This is a genomic window from Paraburkholderia aromaticivorans (genome assembly GCF_002278075.1).
Taxonomy (GTDB): Bacteria; Pseudomonadota; Gammaproteobacteria; order Burkholderiales; family Burkholderiaceae; genus Paraburkholderia; species Paraburkholderia aromaticivorans.
The window spans coordinates 3,392,672-3,411,427 of the sequence record NZ_CP022989.1 but is presented as its reverse complement, the minus strand read 5'-3'; the positions used below and the strand labels follow the sequence as shown (position 1 = coordinate 3,411,427).

Genomic DNA, 18,756 nt, shown 5'->3' with positions numbered 1-18,756 from the left:
CGCATCAGGCTCAACCCCGCTTGACACAAGGGTTTCGGCCAATTCTAATGATTGGCCCGGCGTTGGCGGCCGGCCGCGTGATGTCAGGCGCTATAGAGCGCCGTCACGATTGCCATAACATTCTCGGGGGTTGGAATGAACAAGACGGAATTGATCGATCACATTGCACAGCAAGCCGACATTTCGAAGGCAGCGGCAGGCCGTGCACTCGATGCTGTGATCGGTGGTGTCAAAGGCACGTTGAAGAAGGGCGGTTCGGTGACGTTGGTCGGTTTCGGCACGTTCGCGGTCGGCAAGCGTACCGCGCGCACCGGGCGCAATCCGCGCACCGGCGCCGCCATCAAAATCAAGGCGGCGAAGGTTCCTAAATTTAGGCCTGGCAAAGCTCTGAAGGATGCGCTAAACTAATGGGCTCGCTGCTTGAGGAATGAAGGTTGATCGAATCAGTCGATCGGATCGATCAATTAATCAGGCAGCGGCGGCACTGAGTCGTGAAACGGGTGCTTAGCTCAGTTGGTAGAGCGGCGCCCTTACAAGGCGTAGGTCGGGAGTTCGAGCCTCTCAGCACCCACCAGTTTCAGACTCGGCTGAATGTTTCAGTGCAGTATAAGGAGTGGTAGTTCAGTCGGTTAGAATACCGGCCTGTCACGCCGGGGGTCGCGGGTTCGAGTCCCGTCCACTCCGCCAGTATCCTCGAAAGGCGAACTCCGGTTCGCCTTTTTTATTGCCCGCTGTTGTAAGATCGGGCGTTCTGTTTTTGGCACTCCTCACGCATGCTCGATTTTTTCCGCAATCACAAACGCCTGATGATGTTCATGCTCATCCTCGTCATTGTGCCGGGGTTGGGTTTTGTGGGTATTCAGGGCTTTCGCGGCTTCTTTGACGAAAGCGCAAACGTCGCGAGCGTCAACGGGCACAAGATCACGCGCGCTGAATACGACAACGCGATGCGTCAGCAACTCGACCGTGCCCGTCAGATGCTCGGCGCGCAGTTCGACATGAAGTCGTTCGACACGCCAGAGCGCCGCGCCCAGATGCTCGACGGTCTGATCGAGCAACGCGTGCTGGCCGATGAAACGCAGCGCCTGCATCTCACCGCATCCGACGAAGCCGTGCGCCGTGTGCTGCTCAACGATCCGGTGATCTCGTCGCTGAAGAACCCCGACGGCACGATCGACGTCGACCGCTACAAGCAGTTGCTCGCCATGCAGGGCATGACGCCCGACCAGTACGACGAACGCGTGCGCTACAGCATCGCCACGCAGCAGTTGCCGGCCAGCATTCAAGGCAGTGCGTTCACGTCGAAGACGCTGGCGCAGCATCTGACCGAACTCGCGGAACAGCAGCGCGAAGTGCAGGGCATCGCGTTCCATCCGCGCGACTACGCGGCGAAGGTGCAGCCCACCGACGCGCAACTGCAAGCGTATTACGACGCGCATCGCAACGATTTCGCCACGCCGGCGACCGCCACGATCCAGTATCTCGTCATGTCGCCCGCAACACTCGCCGCTTCCGCGCAGCCGAGCGACGCCGACCTGAAAAAGTACTACGACGACAACATCGCGCACTACCGTACCGACGCTCAGGTGCGCGCGAGCCACATCCTGATCGCGGCGTCGAAAGACGCGAGCGCGGCCGACAAGGCCAAGGCGAAGCAGAAGGCCGAAGAGTTGCTCGCGCAGATCAAGGCGCATCCGGATCAATTCGCGCAGATCGCCGAGCAGAATTCGCAGGATCCGGGGTCGGCGTCGAAAGGCGGCGATCTCGGCTACTTCGGACGCGGCATGATCGCGGGCGGCCAGGCGTTCGACGACGCGGTGTTCGCGCTGAAGAAAGACGAAGTCAGCGGCATCGTGCAAACCGATTTCGGCTATCACATCGTCAAGGTGACGGACGTGAAGCCGGCCGTCACGAAGCCGTTCGACGAAGTGAAAGATCAGATCTCGAAAGACCTTAAGACGCAGTTGGCAAGCAAGGCTTTCAGCGACGATTCGGAAGGCTTCACGTCGATCGTCTACGAAAAGGCGAAGAGTCTCCAGCCGGCCGCCGACAAGTACAAGCTGCAGTTGCAGACCGCCACGGTCACGCCGCAGCCCGATCCGAAGCTCCCGCCTGACAGCCCGCTGAACAACGCGAAGTTCCTTGCCGCAGTGTTCGCGAACGACGCGGTGACGGCACGTAACAACACGCAAGCCATCGACGTCGGCGGCAATACGTTGATCGCGGCGCGCGTGACCGACTACAAGGCCGCCGCCGTACCGTCGCTCGACGCTGTCAAGGACGCCGTGCGCCAGAAGGTGATCGCGGCGCAGTCGAACGACGCGGCTCACAAAGACGGCGTGGCGAAACTCGCCGAGTTCGAGAAGTCGAAGGCGACCACGGGCTTCTCGTCGCCGTTGAAGGTGTCGCGTAACGACGCGCAGGGCGTGCCGCCGGCCGCATTGAGTGCAATCTACAAGGCGGACGCGCAAAAATTGCCGGCCTATGTCGGTGTGGACCTCGGTGACGACGGCTATGCGATCTATCGCGTGAACGCGGTGGTGGCAGGCGCGACGGTCGATCCGCAGCGTCTGGCTGCGGCTCAGCAACAGATCGCGCAGGTGGATGCGCAGTCGGAAGCAGAGGCCTATGTCGACGCGCTGCGCGCGCGTTCGAAGGTGAAGTTCTACGGCTCTCTCGACAGCAGCAATGCGCAGGCGAGCGGCGAGTAAGCGCGCCGTGCAGATGCAAAAAAGCCCCGCCACGGCGGGGCTTTTTCATCTGGCGAGTAGAAGCTCGTCAAACGGTGAGCTGCAGTGCGTTACAGGCAGCCGCTGATTGCACTCGTGGCGTCGCTGCCTGCGGCGCCATTGCCGCGAAAGCCGACCCACGTGCCCTTGCCGGTGTAGGAAGGACGCACGACAGCGGCTGCGCCGTTGGGCGGCTGCTGACCGGGAACGTAGACATCCATGGCTTGATCGTTAGCCAACGTGTCTTGGGATACCACTTGTTGCTGCGAGCTGTCTGCCCATTTCTGCGCGATGCAGGTGGCAACAGCCTTCGGCGGCTGCTGGCTTTGACCTACGGACTGAACGCCAGCAGGCGGTTGAGCGGCGCAGGCAGAAATTGCCACGGTCAAAGCGATTAACGGCAAATATTTCACGTTAACTCCTCAAAAGTCGCTCAAAAATCGAGCCGGGCTACACGGGATTACGAAAGTGTCAGAGAGAACTTACCGATCCGCGTTCCCGAAGTTCTGGAAACAAGTTGTTAGCAGGCTTTTCAGCGCGGCGAACTTGTGCGAAGGAGTGGCTTGACTGCGGGCCACACGTTGTTCAGTAGCACTGGCTGTGCCTGCTGCGTGGGATGAATCTGGTCCGCCTGGAACATGTCCGGCTTGTCGGCGATGCCGGCGAGCAGGAACGGCACGAGCGGCACACGCAGTTGCCTCGCCAACTCGCCGTACAGGCCATGGAACTTTTGCGTGTAGTCGGGGCCGTAATTAGGCGGCACATACATGCCCACGAGGACGACCTTCGCGTGACCTTGCTGAGCCTGTTCGATAATCGTGCGCAGGTTGTCTTCGGTGGTGGAGAGCGGCACGCCGCGCAATGCGTCGTTGGCGCCGAGTTCGACGATTACGATGCTCGGCTTCAGGCGTTGCATGAGCGCCGGCAGGCGGGCCCGGCCACCGCTCGTGGTGTCGCCGCTGATGCTCGCATTGGCAACGCTATAATCGATTCGCTCGTCGGTGAGACGCTGGCGCATCAACGCCACCCAGCCCGTGTCGCGGGGCAGGCCGTATTCGGCGGAGATGCTGTCGCCTAGCACGACGATCACCGGCCTGGCCGGTTCGGGCGCGTTGGCGGCACGGGCCGCGAAGCTCGCTGAAAACAGACTGGCGGCCACAACGGCGCAGCCGCATGCCGTTGTCAGCACCGTGGCGCGAGACGTCGTGGCACGCACTTTCAACCTACGCTTCACCATGCTAAACAAAACTGATCCAGTCATTGAAGTGCGGGGTTTGTGCAAGAAGGTTAAGGATGCAACGGGCGAACTGACGATTCTCGACGACATCGATCTTGCTATCGCTGCCGGCAGCAGTGTGGCGATCGTCGGTGCATCCGGATCGGGCAAGTCTACGCTGCTGGGCTTGCTCGCAGGATTGGACAGCGCGAGTTCGGGCTCGGTTCGGCTGCTCGGCCGCGAACTCGGAGAACTGAACGAAGACGAGCGCGCCGCATTGCGTAGCGGCTCAGTCGGTTTCGTGTTCCAGTCGTTTCAACTCATGCCGCATCTGACGGCGCTCGAAAACGTCACCTTGCCGCTGGAACTGCAAGGCGGCATCAGCACCCGCGAAGCTGCAACGCGCGCGCGCGGCTTGCTGGAGCAGGTGGGACTCGGCAAGCGTACCGGTCATTATCCGAAGCTGCTTTCGGGGGGCGAGCAGCAACGTGTGGCGCTCGCGCGTGCGTTCGTCACGCATCCGGCCATCCTCTTCGCCGACGAGCCGACCGGCAGTCTCGACGCCGCCACCGGTCACGCGGTGATCGATCTGATGTTCGAGATGAACCGCGCGAACGGCGCCACACTGATTCTCGTCACGCATGACATCGAACTGGCGCGCCGCTGCGATACGACGGTGACGATCGAGGCGGGGCGTCTCGTGTAGCGGGCCGCGGCGTCATTCAGGCGTGGTACCCAGGCAAAAGCGGGCTGCAAGAGCCCGCTTTTTTTATTGCGGCTCACCTCGCCGGCAGGTGAGCGCGCCAATCACGTTCAGCGCAGATCGAGCAAAGTCAGCATGGAGCCGGCGCAGATTCAACGCGGATTCAGCGGCGCGAACCAGCGCGCCGCTCACGGTCACTTCTTCAACGCCGCGCGTGCCCGCGCGATCAATGCGGATGTCGACGAGTCGTGCTTCTTTTCATCGACGCTCGGCGCCGTCAGATCCGCCTCGACGACCTTGCCGAGGATCTTGCCCAACTCGACGCCCCACTGATCGAACGGATTGATGTCCCACACCGACGCTTGCACCAGCACCTTGTGTTCGTACAGCGCGATCAATGCGCCGAGCGAGCGCGCGGTGAGCGCGTCGACCAGCAGCGTGCTGGTCGGCCGGTTCCCGGGAAACACCAGGTGCGGCGCGAGTTCCGGCTTGTCCGCGCCGGCCACTTTCTTCGCTTCCTCGAGCGTGCGGCCGAGCATCAGCGCTTCACTCTGCGCAAAGCAGTTGGCGAGCAGCTTCGGATGATGGCTGACGAGCGGGTGCTCGGGCGTCAACACGGCGATGAAGTCGATCGGCACGATCGTGGGACCCTGATGCAGCATCTGGAAGAACGCATGCTGACCGTTCGTGCCCGGTTCGCCCCACGTTACCGCGGCGGTCGGGTAGTCCACCATCGCGCCGTCGAGCCGCGCGGACTTGCCGTTGCTCTCCATTTCGAGTTGTTGCAGGTACGAGGGCAGGAAATGCAGCGCTTCGGAATACGGAGCGACCAGATAGCTTTGCGAGCCGAAGAAGTTGCGATACCAGATGCCGATCATGCCGAGCAGCACCGGCAGATTCTTTTCGAGCGGCGCGTCGCGGAAATGCTGGTCCATTTCGTTGGCGCCGGCGAGCAGTTCGCCGAACTGCTGCGCTCCGATCGCGATCATGATCGACAGACCCACCGCCGACCACAGCGAATAGCGCCCGCCGACCCAGTCCCACATCTCGAAGACGTTCTCTTTCGCGATGCCGAATTTGACCACTTCCGACGGATTGGCCGACACGCCGACGAAGTGTTTCGCCAGCGCGTTCTCCGGGCAGCCCTTCTCGATGAACCAGTCGCGCAGCGAGCGCGCGTTGGTCATGGTCTCGAGCGTGGTGAAAGTCTTGGAGACGATGATCGCGAGCGTTTCTTCGGGATCGATTTGCTGCATCACGTTGTACAGATCGGCGCCGTCCACGTTCGATACGAAGTGCGTGGTGATCTCGGGCGTGGCCAGATGATGCAGCGCATGCACGACCATCTTCGGCCCGAGATCCGAGCCGCCGATGCCGATGTTCACCACGTAGCGGATCCGCTTGCCGGTATAGCCTTTCCACTCGCCGTTGCGCACCTGGTCGGCGAACGCCGCCATTCTGGCGCGCTCGGCCTGCACCTGAGCGTAGAACGGGGCCTTCGGATCGGTGGCGCGCAGTGCCGTGTGCAACGCGGCGCGGCCTTCCGTCGGGTTGACGACTTCGCCCGCGAACATGGCGTCGCGGCGTTTTTCGACGCCTGCTTCGCGCGCGAGTTGCACGAGCAGTTTCAGCGTCTCGTCGGTGATGCGGTTCTTCGAGAAATCGGCCGCGAGACCGCCGCCCGCGAACGCGAAGCGCTCAGCGCGGGTAGGGGCGGGATCGTTCTCGGGGGCGAACCAGTCGCGCAGGTGCGCATCGCGAATCTTGTCGTAATGCGTTTGCAGCGAGGACCAGGAGGGGAGCGAGTTCTGGGTCATAGCGTCCGTCTAACCAAGGGGCACGAAGAAAGGCGCGCGCATGAAGCGCGGCCGAGGATGATGCAACGATGCTGTTAGAGCGATGCCGCGCGGCCGGGGTTCGCCGCGGGTGGCGGCGATACGACGGGCGAAACCGCCGGCGAAACTTCGCCGCCGCCCCGTGCTGGCTCCGACGCGCAGCGCAGTGAGTCAGTATAACGGCGTTGCAAGACCGGCGGCAGCGCTTTGGATCGTCCACCCATAGGTTGGGACGAGCGGGACGGACGCTTTCAGGACTCCGTCGCCGGATAGAACAAACGGTTCAGCAACGTGCGCACCATCGGCGCCAGTTCGCCCGCGGTCAGGCCGGCGGGACCGTGGCCTTGAGCGCTCAGCGTATCGGCGGCGAGGCCGTGCAGATAGACGCCCGCGAGCGCCGCTTCGTAGCGCGGCAGATGTTGCGCGAGCAACGCGCCGATGATGCCGCCGAGCACGTCGCCGGTGCCGCCTGTCGCGAGCGCGGCGCTGCCGGTCGGATTGATCGCGAGGCGGCCGTCCGGGGCCGCGACGATGCTGCCGGTGCCTTTGAGGACCACCACGCTGGCAAAGCGCGCGGCGAGCGCGCGTGCCGCGGTGAGGCGATCGCGTTGCACGCCGGGCGCGTCGGTGCCGAGCAGGCGTGCGGCTTCGAGCGGGTGCGGCGTGAGGACGCACGGATCGCCTTGCACGCCGCGCGCGGTGACTTCGGCGGCGAGCGCGGGGTCTTTCGCGATCAGGTTCAGCGCGTCCGCGTCGAACAGCTTGGGCACGTCGAGGCGCAGCACGTCGTGCATGACGCGTTTGGCGCGTTCGCGATGACCCATGCCGCAGCCGACCGCGAGCGCGTCCATCTGGTCGAGCGGCAGATCGTCGGTCGCATGCAGCATGAGCTCGGGATGCGGCGGATCGTAGGGCGGGGCGCCTTCGCCCAGGAGCGCGACATGCACCTTGCCCGCGCCGGTGTAGAGCGCCGCGCGCGCAGCGAGAATCGGCGCGCCGCACATGCCGGTCTCGCCGCCCACCACCGCGAGGCTGCCGAAGCTGCCCTTGTTGGTCGCGAAATCGCGCGGCGGCAAAAAGGCGGCGAAGAGTTCGGGCGCGTTCAGCTGCACGGCCGTGCGGGCACTGGTGTCCACGCCGATCGGCGCGACGGTGACGGCGCCCGCGAGGTCGCGGCCTTGCGCGGTAAAGAGCCCCGGCTTGGCGCCGATGAAGGTGATCGTGTGGGTGGCGTGAACGGCGGCGCCGTCGCCATTGCCCACGACCGTGCCGGTGTCGCTGTCGAGCCCGCTCGGCACGTCGAGCGCCAGCACGCCGCCTTTGCGGGGCCGTGCCTTCGCGCGTTGCGAGAGCTGCCGGGCCACGTCCGCGAAGACGCCTTCGAGCGCACGCGTCAGGCCGATGCCGAACATGCCGTCCACGAGCCAGGTATAGCCGTCCAACGACGCGGGCGCCGCGGCGCTGATCGCGACGCCCGCCGCGCGGGCCGTGTCGAGGGCCCAGCGCGCATCGTCCGGTTTCACTTCGACCGGCATGCACAGTTCGACGGCAATGCCGGCTTCGTGCAGTTGGGTCGCGAGAATCAGCGCGTCGCCGCCGTTATTGCCCGGCCCGGCGATGAGCCACACCTTCTGTCTGGCTTTGCCGATCGAAGTGTCGCGGGTGATCCGTTCCAGCAGGAAGCTCGCGGCGGATTTGCCGGCGCGCGACATCAGCGTGTGCTTCGGCAACGCGGTCGCCGCCTGGGATTCGGCGATCCGCAGATCGGTCAGCGTCAGTAACGGCAAGGCGCGATTGTGCGGGCTGATCAGCGTCGGCGGCGTGGGGTTCGCTTCTGTCATGGCGGGGCTCGGCGGTTCACCTGGAGCCAGGTGAGAAAGCTTGGGAACCGCTATGGTAGTGCCGATAGGCGCCCGGCGGGCGCCTCTTGCGGCCCGCGCGGCGGCGGGCCTGGCTCGTTCAATGGAAGCGATCCGGCCGCAACGCGGCCAGCGAGTCCGCCGGGACGTCCGGCGTGCCGCCCGAAATCAGGTCGGCAACCAGTTTGCCCGACCCGCAGGCGAGGCCCCAGCCCGCCGGGCCATGACCGAGATTGACGAATAGGCGGGGATGCAGCGCATTGCCGATCACCGGCAAGCCGTCCGGCGACAGCAGTTTGGCGCCTTCCCACGGCAACGCCGCCGAGATCCGCGCGGCGCCCGGAATCCAGTCGTGCGTGGCCTGGCCGAGCAGCGCGAGGGCTTCTTTCGTGACCGCTTCGCCCAACGGCTTGTCGATCTGGCCGGCGCTTTGCAACACGGCGCCGCCCGCGATCCGCAGGCGGTGGTTCATCCGGCTGATCGTGATCCGCTTCACCGCATCCACGATGGCGACGTGGGGCGCGCATTCCTCATGCGCGATGGGTGCGACCAGCGTGTGCAGGCGCAGCGGATGCAGCGGCAGCCGCAAGCCGAGGCGCTCGAGCAGCGGCAGGCTGCCGTGGCCGGCGGCCACGACCACCGCGTCGGCGTGGATCACGTCCACTTCTCGCGAGCGGGATGCGGCGCCCGGCCGCGGCGCCAGCTCCACCGCGGCGCGCTGGCCTTCCAGGCGGATCGAGGAGACTTCGCAGCCCAGCATGAACTGGACGTCGCCCTGAGTATCCAGCGTCTGCTTGATCAGTTTCGTGAACAGCGGGCAGTTGGCCGTGCGCTCCTGGTCGAACAGCACGCCGCCGGCGAATTCCGGCTCGGTGCGCACGGAATGCTCGAACGCCGCGCATTGTTCGGGTGTCAGCTCGTGGTGCGGCACCTCGAAGAGCCGCAGCAGGCCGAGGGCCGGGCGCTTGTGCTGCCACTCCTGTTCGGAACGGACCAGATAGAGCACGCCGCTGGTCTGTTCGAATTCGAGGCCGAAGCGCGCCTCCATGTCCGCCATGGTGTCGCGCGACAGCTCGATCAAGGGTCGCAGCAGTCCGTATTGATGGCCGAAAACGTTGGGATCCTGCAGTTCGGCGAGCTGTTTGACGAACTGGCGGGCCGGCCCGTTGAAACCGGTTTTGTTGACGACGCCGTTTTTGGCGTTTTGACGGCTCGCCATGAAAGTCGGGCCGAACCAGACGTCCAGCGGGGTCGGCAGGACGGTGCCGCCGTGTCCATAGGTCGCGCCCTGCGCGACGGTGGCGTGGCGCTCGACGACGCATACCCGGTGGCCGGCCGCGCGCAGTTGATAAGCGGTGGCGACGCCCGCGATCCCGCCGCCAATGACGATGACATCCATGTTCTGATTCGATTTGCCGACGGGACGCCGAAGCGGCGCATTCCCATTGAGCGTGACATGCGGCGCGCTGCCCGGCCTGCTCGGGCCGTCCGCGCGCCGATCTGGTGAAAGGGCGAATGATAGCAGTCAACCGCTGGCGCGGCCATGCGCGCGGCAACGCCGCGGGCGCTGCCGCCGCAAGCACCGTGGGCGCAGCCGGGTTGGCTCCGATGCCGCCCGCAATCGGGGCGAAGCCGCACCGCAAGCCCGCTGGAAGCCCGTTCCCGGGGTATAATCCCGGACTTCCTTTGCGCCTCACGTCGCCTTCACGCGCGACTCATCGGCGCGACTCATCCGCATCACTCATCGGCATCATTAGCGACGCAACGTCAAGTCCATGGCCCACTTCTCGTGTTTCCCCGGTGCTTCGGCCCTTTCCGATTTCCGTCAAACCCGCCTGCTCGAAACGCTTACGCGCATCGATCCGAACATTACCGGCGTGCGCGGACAATATCTGCACTTCGTCAACGCCCAGACGCCGCTCTCCGCGGAAGACAACGCGAAGATCGAAGCGCTGATGCACTACGGCGATCCGCTCGAAGAAACCAGAGAGCGCGGCACGGCCGAGACCTTCCTCGTGGTGCCGCGGTTCGGCACGGTGTCGCCGTGGGCCAGCAAGGCAACGGATATCGCGCATCTGTGCGGCCTCACGCAGGTGCGCCGCATCGAGCGCGGCGTCGAGTACACGGTCACGCTGAAAAGCGGCCTGCTGGGCGGCAAGAAGGCGCTCTCCGACGAAGCCCGCGCGGCCGTCGCGGCGGCCCTGCACGACCGCATGACCGAAAGCGTGTCGCCCTCGCGCGAGCACGCGCTGCATCTGTTCGACGAACTGCCGGCCAAGCCGCTGCAAACCGTCGACGTGCTCGGCCATGGCCGCGGCGCGCTGGTGGCGGCGAACACGGAGCTGGGCCTCGCGCTCGCCGACGACGAAATCGACTACCTGGTCGACGCGTTCACGAAGCTCGGCCGCAACCCGACCGACGTCGAACTGATGATGTTCGCGCAGGCCAACAGCGAACACTGCCGCCACAAGATTTTCAATGCCGAGTGGACCATCGACGGCGAGAAGCAGGACATCTCGCTGTTCAACATGATCCGCAACACCGAGAAGCTCAATCCGCAAGGCACGATCGTCGCCTATTCGGATAACTCGGCGATCATGGCGGGCGGCGTGGCCGAGCGCTGGTTCCCGCGCACGCCGGCCGAGCCCGGCGCGATGCCGGAACAGTACCGCCGCAGCACCGAACTCACCCACACCTTGATGAAGGTGGAGACGCACAACCACCCGACCGCGATCTCGCCGTTCCCGGGCGCCGCGACCGGCGCGGGCGGCGAAATCCGCGACGAAGGCGCGACCGGCCGCGGCGCGCGTCCCAAGGCGGGTCTGGCGGGCTTCACGGTGTCGAATCTGGAACTGCCGGACGGCGTCGAGACGTGGGAAAACGCGCGCGACGCCGCACAGCCGCTCGCGCACCGCAATCCGGACGACAAGCACGAGGCGTACGGCCGGCCCGACCGCATCGCTTCGCCGCTGCAGATCATGATCGACGGCCCGCTCGGCGGCGCCGCGTTCAACAACGAATTCGGCCGGCCCAATCTGGGCGGCTATTTCCGCGCTTACGAGCAGAACGTCGCGGGGCTGGTGCGCGGCTATCACAAGCCGATCATGATCGCCGGCGGGATCGGCAATATCTCGGACCAGCACACGCACAAGCACGATCTGCCGGAAGGCTCGCTGCTGATCCAGATCGGCGGTCCGGGCATGCGCATCGGCATGGGCGGCGGCGCGGCGAGCTCGATGGCCACGGGCACCAATACCGCTGAGCTCGATTTCGACTCCGTGCAGCGCGGCAACCCGGAAATCGAGCGCCGTGCGCAGGAAGTCATCAATGCGTGCTGGCAGCTCGGCGAGAAGAACCCGATTCTGAGCATTCACGACGTCGGCGCGGGCGGCCTTTCGAACGCCTTCCCGGAAGTGGTCGACGGCGCCGGCAAGGGCGCGTGCTTCGACCTGCGCAAGATCCAGCTGGAAGAGAGCGGTTTGTCGCCGCGCGAAATCTGGTCGAACGAGGCGCAAGAGCGCTACGTGCTGGCCATCGCGCCGGCCGACCTGCCGGCCTTCGAAGCCATGTGCCAGCGCGAGCGCTGCCCGTTTGCCGTGATCGGCACGGCCACCGCCGAGCGCCAGCTCAAGCTGATCGACTCCGAACAGCATGACGCCGCCGCGCACCAGCCGGTCGACATGCCGATGGAAGTGCTGCTCGGCAAGGCGCCGCGCATGCATCGCGACGTCAAGCGCGTCGAGCAGAAGCTCGAACCGGTGGATGTCACCGGCCTCGCGTTGCCGGAGGTGGCGGCGAGCGTGCTGCGTCACCCCACGGTGGCGAGCAAGTCGTTCCTGATCACGATCGGCGACCGCTCGGTGGGCGGCACGACCGCGCGTGACCAGATGGTCGGCCCGTGGCAAGTGCCGGTGGCCGACGTCGCGATCACCACCATGGACTACGCGGGCTTTCGCGGCGAAGCCATGACCATGGCCGAGCGCACGCCGCTCGCCGTGATCGACGCGCCGGCGTCGGGCCGCATGGCGGTCGGCGAGGCGGTGACCAATATCGCGGCGGCGCCGATCGCGTCGCTCGACAAGCTCAAGCTGTCGGCAAACTGGATGGCCGCGTGCGGCGCAGCGGGCGAAGACGCCGCGCTGTACGACACGGTCAAGGCGATCGGTATGGAACTGTGTCCGGCGCTCGGCATCAGCATTCCGGTCGGCAAGGATTCGCTGTCCATGCGCACCAAGTGGGAAGACCGCGGCGTGGCGAAGGAAGTGGTCGCGCCGGTCTCGCTGATCATCTCGGCGTTCGCGCCGGTCGAAGACGTGCGCCGTCACCTCACGCCGCAACTGCGCCGCGCGAGCGAGGTGGGCGAGTCGGTGCTGATCGCGATCGACCTCGGCCGCGGCAAGCATCGTCTGGGCGGCAGTATTCTCGCGCAGGTCACGCAGCAGGTCGGCGACACGGTGCCGGACGTGGACGATCCGGAAGATCTGAAGCGTTTCTTCGCCGCGATCCAGGCGCTGAACCAGGACGGCAAGCTGCTCGCCTATCACGACCGTTCGGACGGCGGCCTGTGGGCGACCGTGTGCGAAATGGCGTTCGCGGGCCACGTCGGCGTGTCGCTGAACGTCGACATGCTGGTGCTCGATCCGACCCATGAATCCGATTACGGCGACGCCAAAGACTGGGCGAAACAGACCAGCGGGCGCCGTGAAGACCGCACGATCCGCGCGCTCTTCAACGAAGAACTCGGTGCGGTGGTTCAGGTGCGCGCGTCCGAGCGCGACGCCGTGTTGGTCGCGTTGCGCGAGCATGGGCTGTCGGCGTGCTCGCATGTGATCGGCAAGCTCAACGAGCGCGACACCATCGAAATCTATCGCGACGCGAAGAAGATTTACGAAGCGCCGCGCACCGAACTGCATCGCACGTGGAGTGAAGTGAGCTGGCGCATTTCGCGTCTGCGTGACAACCCGGCTTGCGCCGACGCCGAATACGAAACGCTCTCCGACGCGGCCGATCCGGGCATTACGCCGGTGTTGAGCTTCGATCCCACGGAAGACGTCGCCGCGCCGTTCATTGGCAAGAGCGCGCGTCCGCGTGTGGCGATCCTGCGCGAGCAGGGCGTCAACTCCCACCTCGAAACGGCGTACGCATTCGACCGCGCCGGCTTCGACGCGCACGACGTGCACATGAGCGACCTGCTGGCGGGCCGTGCCAATCTGGCGGATTTCGCCGGCGCGGTGGCGTGCGGCGGGTTCTCCTACGGCGACACGCTGGGCGCCGGTGAAGGCTGGGCGAAGGCGATCCGCTTCAACGCGCAACTGGCCGACATGTTCGCCGCGTTTTTCGGCCGCCCGGACACGTTCGCGCTCGGCATCTGCAACGGCTGCCAGATGATGAGCAGCCTCGCCTCGATGATTCCGGGTGCCGAAGCCTGGCCGAAGTTCACGCGCAACAAGTCGGAGAAGTTCGAAGCGCGCTTCTCGCTGGTCGAAGTGCAGGCTTCGCCGTCGATCTTCTTCAACGGCATGGAAGGCTCGCGCATTCCGGTGGCGGTCGCCCACGGCGAAGGCTACGCGGACTTCTCGCAGCAAGGCGATGCGTCGAAGGTCGCGGTGGCCATGCGTTATGTCGATCATCGTGGTCAGGCGACCGAGCAGTATCCGTTCAACCCGAACGGTTCGCCGAACGGCATCACGTCGGTGACGACGCCGGACGGCCGCTTCACCGTGCTGATGCCGCACACCGAGCGCGTGCATCGCGCGGTGCAGATGAGCTGGCATCCGGAAGGCTGGGGCGAGGGCGGCACGGACGCAAGCCCGTGGATGCGCGTGTTCCAGAACGCGCGCCGCTGGCTGGGTTGATGAGGTGACGCGCCACGGCCACGCGGCCGTGGGACGTGGGCAAGGCGGGCGGCGCAAGCGGCGGCCGCCTTGCAGCGGGCACTGGATTACCGGCGCTTGCCGCGTGGCCGCGCAGATCGGCAAGGTGCTGCATCTGCTCGGCGAACTGGGCATCACGCCGGGCGCGCAGGTTTCGGTGGACATTCCGCCTGGCTCGGACACCAAAGCGCTTCAGCCAACGCGTCGGCGTCGTGAGCGACGCGGGCGGTATCTGGTCATTCACTTACGACACGAACTGGCTGGATCGTGAGGACGCATTCGCGCTTTCGCCCGCGTTTGCGCTGGAGGGCCGGTCTTTCGTAGACGGATCGAGCCAGCGGTCGGTGCAATGGTTCTTCGACAACCTCTTGCCCGAAGAGGAAATGCGCGCGGCGTCGTGACCGCCTGGTCAAGCCGCCATGAAAAAGGCGCTGTTCAGTCATTGACCGAACAGCGCCTTGCGCAGAATCGATTACCGCCGCTCAGGAGAAGCGCCAACCCGAAGCGCAACCTCGATTCCCGGCGGCCAACCCTGCTTACTGAATCTTCGCGTTCTTACGCAGACCTTCTTCGAACGCTTGCAGCTTTTCCTGCTGGATCTGTTGCACGATCTGCGGGCGCACCTGTTCGAGCGGCGGCGGCGTGATGTTGCGCACGTCGTCGACACGAATGATGTGCCAGCCGAATTGCGTATGCACCGGCGTATCGGTCATCTGGCCTTTTTGCAGATGCGTGGCCGCGTCCGCGAATTCAGGCACGTAAGCCTTCGGGTCCGACCAGTCCAGATCGCCGCCGTTCTTGCCCGATCCCGGGTCCTTCGAGAATTGCTTGGCCAGGTCTTCGAAGCTTGCGCCGCCCTTGATCTTCGCGATCAGGTCTTTGGCCTGCTGCTCGTTGTCGAGCAGAATGTGGTGCAGGTGATATTCCTTGCCGCCCGCGTCTTTGATCAGCGCGTTGTAGCGCGCGGTGACTTCGGCGTCGGTCGGCGTGTTGTTCTTCACGAAGTCTTCAATCAGCGCGCGCAGCACGACGGTTTGCTGGGCGACGGCGATTTGCGCCTTGATGTCCGGACGGTTCGGCAAGCCACGGCGCAGCGCTTCCTGCATCAGGATCTCGCGGTTCACCAGTTCTTCGCGCACGGCCGTTTGCAGTTGCGGCGTATTTTGCTGGCCTTGATGCACCAGTTGATCGATCAGCGCGTCGGCACGCGCTTTCGGAATCGGGGTGCCGTTCACGACGGCGATGTTCTGTGCGAATGCAGGTGCGGCTGCAAATGCAGCCAGCAATACCCAGAGGCGGGTTTTCTTCAAGGTCATCGAAAATTTTCCTAGCGGGGCAACAAATCGAATTCTTCGGGCGTGTACGCCGTGATTGCAAGGGCGTGAATGCCGCGCTGCATGGCATCGGCCAGCGCATCATACACCATGCGATGCCGCGCCACGCGGGCCTTGCCGGCAAATGCGGCGGCCACGATCGTGACACTGAAATGACCACCGGCGGAGGCGCCGGCGTGGCCCGCGTGCTGCGCGCTGTCGTCGGTGATCTGGATCGAAACGACCGGTGCCAGCGCGGCGGCGAGGCGCGCCTCGATCAGCGCGGCGCGCTCGGCGGTCGTGGCGTGCATGAATACGTCGTTCGTCATGTCATTCTTCCTTCATATACTTCGACAGCCACAGGCTCTGCCCGACGATGAACACCACGAGGCAGCCGGTCGCGCCGAACAGCTTGAAATTGACCCACTGGTCGGTCGTGTAGTTGTAAGCGACGAACAGATTGACGAGCCCGAGCAGCACGAAAAACACCGCCCACACGACATTCAGCTTGCCCCAGATCGCGTGCGGCAGCGTGATCTGCTTGCCCATCATCGCTTCGATCAGATTCTTGTTGAAGGCCAGTTGCGAGACGATCAGCGCGACCGAGAACGCCCAGTACAGCACGGTCGGCTTCCACTTGATGAACGTATCGTTGTGCAGCACGAGCGTGGCGCCGCCGAACACGGTGACGACGCCGAGGCTCACCCACAGCATCGGATCGACCTTGCGGTGGCGGAACGCCACCCATGCGATCTGCACCAGCGTGGCGACGATTGCCACTGCCGTCGCCGTGAAAATGCCCCAGATCTTGAAGGCGACGAAAAACAGGATGATCGGGAACAGATCGAACAGGAATTTCATTATCTGGTCGGGAAATCGCAGAGAGAGAGTCGGAGAATAGGGGCGCGGTGCGCAACGGGTCGACCGGGTCGACCGGCTCGCAGGCTGGATGAAGGGTGTCGCGGCCGGCGCGCGCGCCGTTGGGCAGGCGCCGGCCGGCAACGCGCCGGACTTCGCGCAGCGTTACTTGGGCTCGAATTGTAACGCAGCCGAATTGATGCAGTAGCGCAGGCCCGTCGGCGCCGGTCCGTCTTCGAATACGTGGCCCAGATGCGCGCCGCAGTTCTTGCATTGCACCTCGATGCGCAGCATGCCGTGCGAGCGGTCGGTTTTCTCGGCGATCACTTCGCCGTCGATCGGTTTGAAGTAGCTCGGCCAGCCGCAACCGGCGTCGAACTTGGTGTCCGATTCGAACAGCGGTGTGCCGCAACAGACGCAGTCGTAGATGCCGCGGTCCCAATGGTCGTGATAGCGGCCCGTGAACGGACGCTCCGTGGCCGCGTGGCGCGTCACCTGATATTCGATGTCGGAGAGCTGCTTGCGCCACTCGGCGTCGTCTTTCTGCACGGCGGGGGCGTCGGAGTGGAGGTCGTCGGGCTTGTTCATGGTCGGATTCCTGTCTCGGGTTTGCTTGGGTCTTTCGTGGAGGCGGCCGGATGGTCAGGCGGGTGCGGCTCATGACTCCTGCTACACGATCAGGCGCAAAGAGCCGGCTTTCAGCGTGTCACGACGAGCAACTCACTTCCAGCGAACTCGCCCAGTCCGGCGGTAATCCGGCATATGCCTCGTGCTCGGGCTGTTCGTCGAACGGACGGCGCAGCACGGCCGCCAGTCGCTCCACTTCGGAAAAATCCTTCTCTTTCGCGCGGCGGATCGCCGTTTCCGCCAGATGATTGCGAAGTACGAATTTGGGGTTCACCTGGTTCATTGCAATGGCGCGCGCGGCGTCCTCGCGTGATTCCTCGGACAGCCGCGCGCGATAGTCGTTCACCCACGCATCGAACGCGGCCCGGTCGAGGAACAGGTCGCGCACCGCGGCGTCGCCGCTCGCGTCGTGCCTGGACACCCGCGCGAGATGGCGGAAGGTCAGCGTGAAATCCGCGCGATTGGCGTGCATCACTTCGAACAGGCGGTTGGCGAGCGCGTCGTCGCCGGGGCGTTCGGTTTCGAGGCCGAGCTTCGCGCGCATGCGCCGCTCCAGCGCCGGAGCGAAACGCTCCTTGAAGCCGCCGAGCACGCGCTGCGCGTCTTCGATCGCCTTGTCGCCGCGCACGCCTTCCTCGTGCTTTTCGCCGAGCAGCGGCAACAGCCCTTGTGCGAGGCAGAAGAGGTTCCAGTAAGCGATCTGCGGCTGCATCCTGTACGCGTAGCGGCCTTGCGAATCGGAATGGTTGCAGATGTAGCCGGCGTCGAAGCCGTCCATGAAACCGAACGGACCGTAGTCGATCGTCAGACCGAGGATCGACATGTTGTCCGTGTTCATCACGCCGTGGCAGAAGCCCACCGCTTGCCACTCGACCATCAGGTCCGCGGTCGACATGACGGCTTCGTTCAGCAGCGCGAGGTAAGGATCGTCGGCTTCGCGGCAATGCGGATAGAAACGTTCGATCACGTGATCGGCGAGCGCGCGCAGCGCCTCGGTGCGATCGTTCGAATAGAAGTGCTCGAAATGGCCGAAGCGCACGAAGCTCGGCGCCACACGGGTGACCACGGCGGCCGTTTCGACCGTCTCGCGCCGCACAGGCTGATCGGAGCCGATCACGCACAGCGCCCGCGTGGTCGGAATGCCGAGGTGATGCATCGCCTCCGAACAGAGATACTCGCGGATCGACGAGCGCAACACCGCGCGGCCATCGCCCATGCGCGAATAGGGCGTGCGCCCCGCGCCTTTGAGCTGCAACTCGAAGCGCCGGCCGTCGTGTTCGACTTCGCCGAGACCGAGCGCGCGGCCGTCGCCGAGCTGGCCGGCCCATACGCCGAACTGGTGGCCCGAATAGACGGACGCGTAAGGCAGCGCCTCGGCCGGCCATGCGCGCGTGGCGTTGCCGGAGAACAGCTCGGCAAAGCCCGGATCGGTCCCGACCCCGGGCTCCAATCCGAGCAGCGCGGCGGTCTGCGCGGAAAAGCCGACCACGTACGGCGCGCTGAGCGGCGCCGCGGGCAAACGCGTCATAAAGACGTTGCCGAGCCGTGCGAACGCGCTCTCGGGCAACGTGGTGAGCGCGTCGGAAAGGGCCGTTAAAGGCCCGGATAACCCTGCAATGCTTGGGGAAAACGACATGTTGAGCGCCTCTGGATTAACCGATATTGTAAGTCCGCGCCCGCGGAACTGCTGGCCGGCCCTGTGTTCTGCCCATATCGGGGCCGCGGGGGCCGCTTGCCGGATTT

At 65.0% G+C, this 18,756-nt stretch carries 16 protein-coding genes and 2 tRNA genes; 8 read left to right on the top strand and 10 right to left on the bottom strand.

Annotated elements, in window-relative coordinates:
* Positions 1–135: 135 nt before the first annotated feature.
* The 4 genes from CJU94_RS15455 (at position 136) to CJU94_RS15440 (ending at position 2,711) form a co-directional block, all read left to right on the top strand.
* The gene (locus tag CJU94_RS15455) at positions 136–408 is read left to right on the top strand and encodes an HU family DNA-binding protein (RefSeq protein ID WP_007585907.1); all 273 of its coding nucleotides are present in this window, start codon (positions 136–138) and stop codon (positions 406–408) included.
* 90 nt (positions 409–498) lie between these two features.
* Positions 499–574: transfer RNA gene (locus CJU94_RS15450), tRNA-Val, on the top strand.
* A gap of 36 nt (positions 575–610) precedes the next feature.
* Positions 611–687: transfer RNA gene (locus CJU94_RS15445), tRNA-Asp, on the top strand.
* Positions 688–773: 86 nt separating this feature from the next.
* Positions 774–2,711, top strand: a complete 1,938-nt coding sequence (locus tag CJU94_RS15440; protein ID WP_095419429.1) for a SurA N-terminal domain-containing protein — start codon at positions 774–776, stop codon at positions 2,709–2,711.
* A gap of 89 nt (positions 2,712–2,800) precedes the next feature.
* Here the strand turns inward: CJU94_RS15440 and CJU94_RS15435 are convergent, their stop codons facing one another.
* Together CJU94_RS15435 and CJU94_RS15430 are read right to left on the bottom strand one after the other, a co-directional pair.
* Positions 2,801–3,142, bottom strand: coding sequence for a hypothetical protein (locus tag CJU94_RS15435; RefSeq protein ID WP_007182005.1), 342 nt, complete (start codon positions 3,140–3,142; stop codon positions 2,801–2,803).
* 119 nt (positions 3,143–3,261) lie between these two features.
* Complete coding sequence (locus CJU94_RS15430) at positions 3,262–3,966, bottom strand: arylesterase (RefSeq protein ID WP_095419428.1); 705 nt, start codon at positions 3,964–3,966, stop codon at positions 3,262–3,264.
* Here CJU94_RS15430 and CJU94_RS15425 point away from each other — a divergent pair.
* Complete coding sequence (locus tag CJU94_RS15425) at positions 3,965–4,651, top strand: ABC transporter ATP-binding protein (protein WP_007182003.1); 687 nt, start codon at positions 3,965–3,967, stop codon at positions 4,649–4,651. The genes CJU94_RS15430 and CJU94_RS15425 overlap by 2 nt on opposite strands.
* A gap of 191 nt (positions 4,652–4,842) precedes the next feature.
* Here the strand turns inward: CJU94_RS15425 and pgi are convergent, their stop codons facing one another.
* From pgi to CJU94_RS15410, 3 genes are all read right to left on the bottom strand, one after another.
* The gene (pgi, locus tag CJU94_RS15420) at positions 4,843–6,465 is read right to left on the bottom strand and encodes a glucose-6-phosphate isomerase (RefSeq protein ID WP_095419427.1); all 1,623 of its coding nucleotides are present in this window, start codon (positions 6,463–6,465) and stop codon (positions 4,843–4,845) included.
* A 269-nt stretch (positions 6,466–6,734) separates the two neighbouring features.
* Positions 6,735–8,324 (bottom strand): NAD(P)H-hydrate dehydratase, encoded by a 1,590-nt coding sequence (locus tag CJU94_RS15415; RefSeq protein WP_095419426.1) that lies wholly within the window; start codon positions 8,322–8,324, stop codon positions 6,735–6,737.
* A gap of 118 nt (positions 8,325–8,442) precedes the next feature.
* Positions 8,443–9,741: an FAD-dependent oxidoreductase gene (locus tag CJU94_RS15410; RefSeq protein ID WP_095419425.1), complete on the bottom strand. Its 1,299-nt coding sequence runs from the start codon at positions 9,739–9,741 to the stop codon at positions 8,443–8,445.
* A 376-nt stretch (positions 9,742–10,117) separates the two neighbouring features.
* On the opposite strand from CJU94_RS15410, the gene purL reads away from it, so the two are divergent.
* The 3 genes from purL to CJU94_RS15395 all read left to right on the top strand — a co-directional run bounded on the left by purL (position 10,118) and on the right by CJU94_RS15395 (position 14,616).
* Positions 10,118–14,197, top strand: coding sequence for a phosphoribosylformylglycinamidine synthase (gene purL, locus CJU94_RS15405; RefSeq protein ID WP_095419424.1), 4,080 nt, complete (start codon positions 10,118–10,120; stop codon positions 14,195–14,197).
* Between the two features lie 103 nt (positions 14,198–14,300).
* Entirely contained in the window at positions 14,301–14,486 is a 186-nt protein-coding gene (locus tag CJU94_RS41785) for a hypothetical protein (RefSeq protein ID WP_244220981.1), read from the top strand.
* Positions 14,428–14,616 (top strand): HipA N-terminal domain-containing protein, encoded by a 189-nt coding sequence (locus CJU94_RS15395; RefSeq protein ID WP_244220844.1) that lies wholly within the window; start codon positions 14,428–14,430, stop codon positions 14,614–14,616. Before CJU94_RS41785 ends, CJU94_RS15395 begins: the two co-directional genes overlap by 59 nt.
* Before the next feature lie 135 nt (positions 14,617–14,751).
* Here the strand turns inward: CJU94_RS15395 and CJU94_RS15390 are convergent, their stop codons facing one another.
* The 5 genes from CJU94_RS15390 to CJU94_RS15370 form a co-directional block, all read right to left on the bottom strand.
* A complete protein-coding gene (locus CJU94_RS15390) occupies positions 14,752–15,531 on the bottom strand; it encodes a peptidylprolyl isomerase (RefSeq protein WP_095419423.1) in 780 nt (259 codons plus the stop codon).
* Positions 15,532–15,542: 11 nt separating this feature from the next.
* On the bottom strand, positions 15,543–15,857 hold the full coding sequence (locus CJU94_RS15385; protein WP_095419422.1) for a BolA family protein: 315 nt from the start codon (positions 15,855–15,857) through the stop codon (positions 15,543–15,545).
* Between the two features lies 1 nt (position 15,858).
* Positions 15,859–16,389, bottom strand: coding sequence for a septation protein A (locus CJU94_RS15380; RefSeq protein ID WP_095419421.1), 531 nt, complete (start codon positions 16,387–16,389; stop codon positions 15,859–15,861).
* A 162-nt stretch (positions 16,390–16,551) separates the two neighbouring features.
* Positions 16,552–16,974, bottom strand: a complete 423-nt coding sequence (gene msrB, locus CJU94_RS15375) for a peptide-methionine (R)-S-oxide reductase MsrB (protein WP_095419420.1) — start codon at positions 16,972–16,974, stop codon at positions 16,552–16,554.
* Between the two features lie 118 nt (positions 16,975–17,092).
* The gene (locus CJU94_RS15370; RefSeq protein ID WP_095419419.1) at positions 17,093–18,649 is read right to left on the bottom strand and encodes a protein adenylyltransferase SelO; all 1,557 of its coding nucleotides are present in this window, start codon (positions 18,647–18,649) and stop codon (positions 17,093–17,095) included.
* Positions 18,650–18,756: the final 107 nt, after the last annotated feature.

What these genes read in the sequence shown, in the direction of transcription:
- CJU94_RS15385 (WP_095419422.1), bottom strand. Translation starts at nt 15,857, where the DNA reads ATGACGAACGACGTATTCATGCACGCCACGACCGCCGAGCGCGCCGCG.
- pgi (WP_095419427.1), bottom strand. Translation starts at nt 6,465, where the DNA reads ATGACCCAGAACTCGCTCCCCTCCTGGTCCTCGCTGCAAACGCATTAC.
- CJU94_RS15455 (WP_007585907.1), top strand. Translation starts at nt 136, where the DNA reads ATGAACAAGACGGAATTGATCGATCACATTGCACAGCAAGCCGACATT.
- CJU94_RS15415 (WP_095419426.1), bottom strand. Translation starts at nt 8,324, where the DNA reads ATGACAGAAGCGAACCCCACGCCGCCGACGCTGATCAGCCCGCACAAT.
- CJU94_RS15410 (WP_095419425.1), bottom strand. Translation starts at nt 9,741, where the DNA reads ATGGATGTCATCGTCATTGGCGGCGGGATCGCGGGCGTCGCCACCGCT.
- CJU94_RS15390 (WP_095419423.1), bottom strand. Translation starts at nt 15,531, where the DNA reads ATGACCTTGAAGAAAACCCGCCTCTGGGTATTGCTGGCTGCATTTGCA.
- CJU94_RS15430 (WP_095419428.1), bottom strand. Translation starts at nt 3,966, where the DNA reads ATGGTGAAGCGTAGGTTGAAAGTGCGTGCCACGACGTCTCGCGCCACG.
- CJU94_RS15380 (WP_095419421.1), bottom strand. Translation starts at nt 16,389, where the DNA reads ATGAAATTCCTGTTCGATCTGTTCCCGATCATCCTGTTTTTCGTCGCC.
- CJU94_RS15425 (WP_007182003.1), top strand. Translation starts at nt 3,965, where the DNA reads ATGCTAAACAAAACTGATCCAGTCATTGAAGTGCGGGGTTTGTGCAAG.
- msrB (WP_095419420.1), bottom strand. Translation starts at nt 16,974, where the DNA reads ATGAACAAGCCCGACGACCTCCACTCCGACGCCCCCGCCGTGCAGAAA.
- CJU94_RS15370 (WP_095419419.1), bottom strand. Translation starts at nt 18,649, where the DNA reads ATGTCGTTTTCCCCAAGCATTGCAGGGTTATCCGGGCCTTTAACGGCC.
- CJU94_RS15440 (WP_095419429.1), top strand. Translation starts at nt 774, where the DNA reads ATGCTCGATTTTTTCCGCAATCACAAACGCCTGATGATGTTCATGCTC.
- purL (WP_095419424.1), top strand. Translation starts at nt 10,118, where the DNA reads ATGGCCCACTTCTCGTGTTTCCCCGGTGCTTCGGCCCTTTCCGATTTC.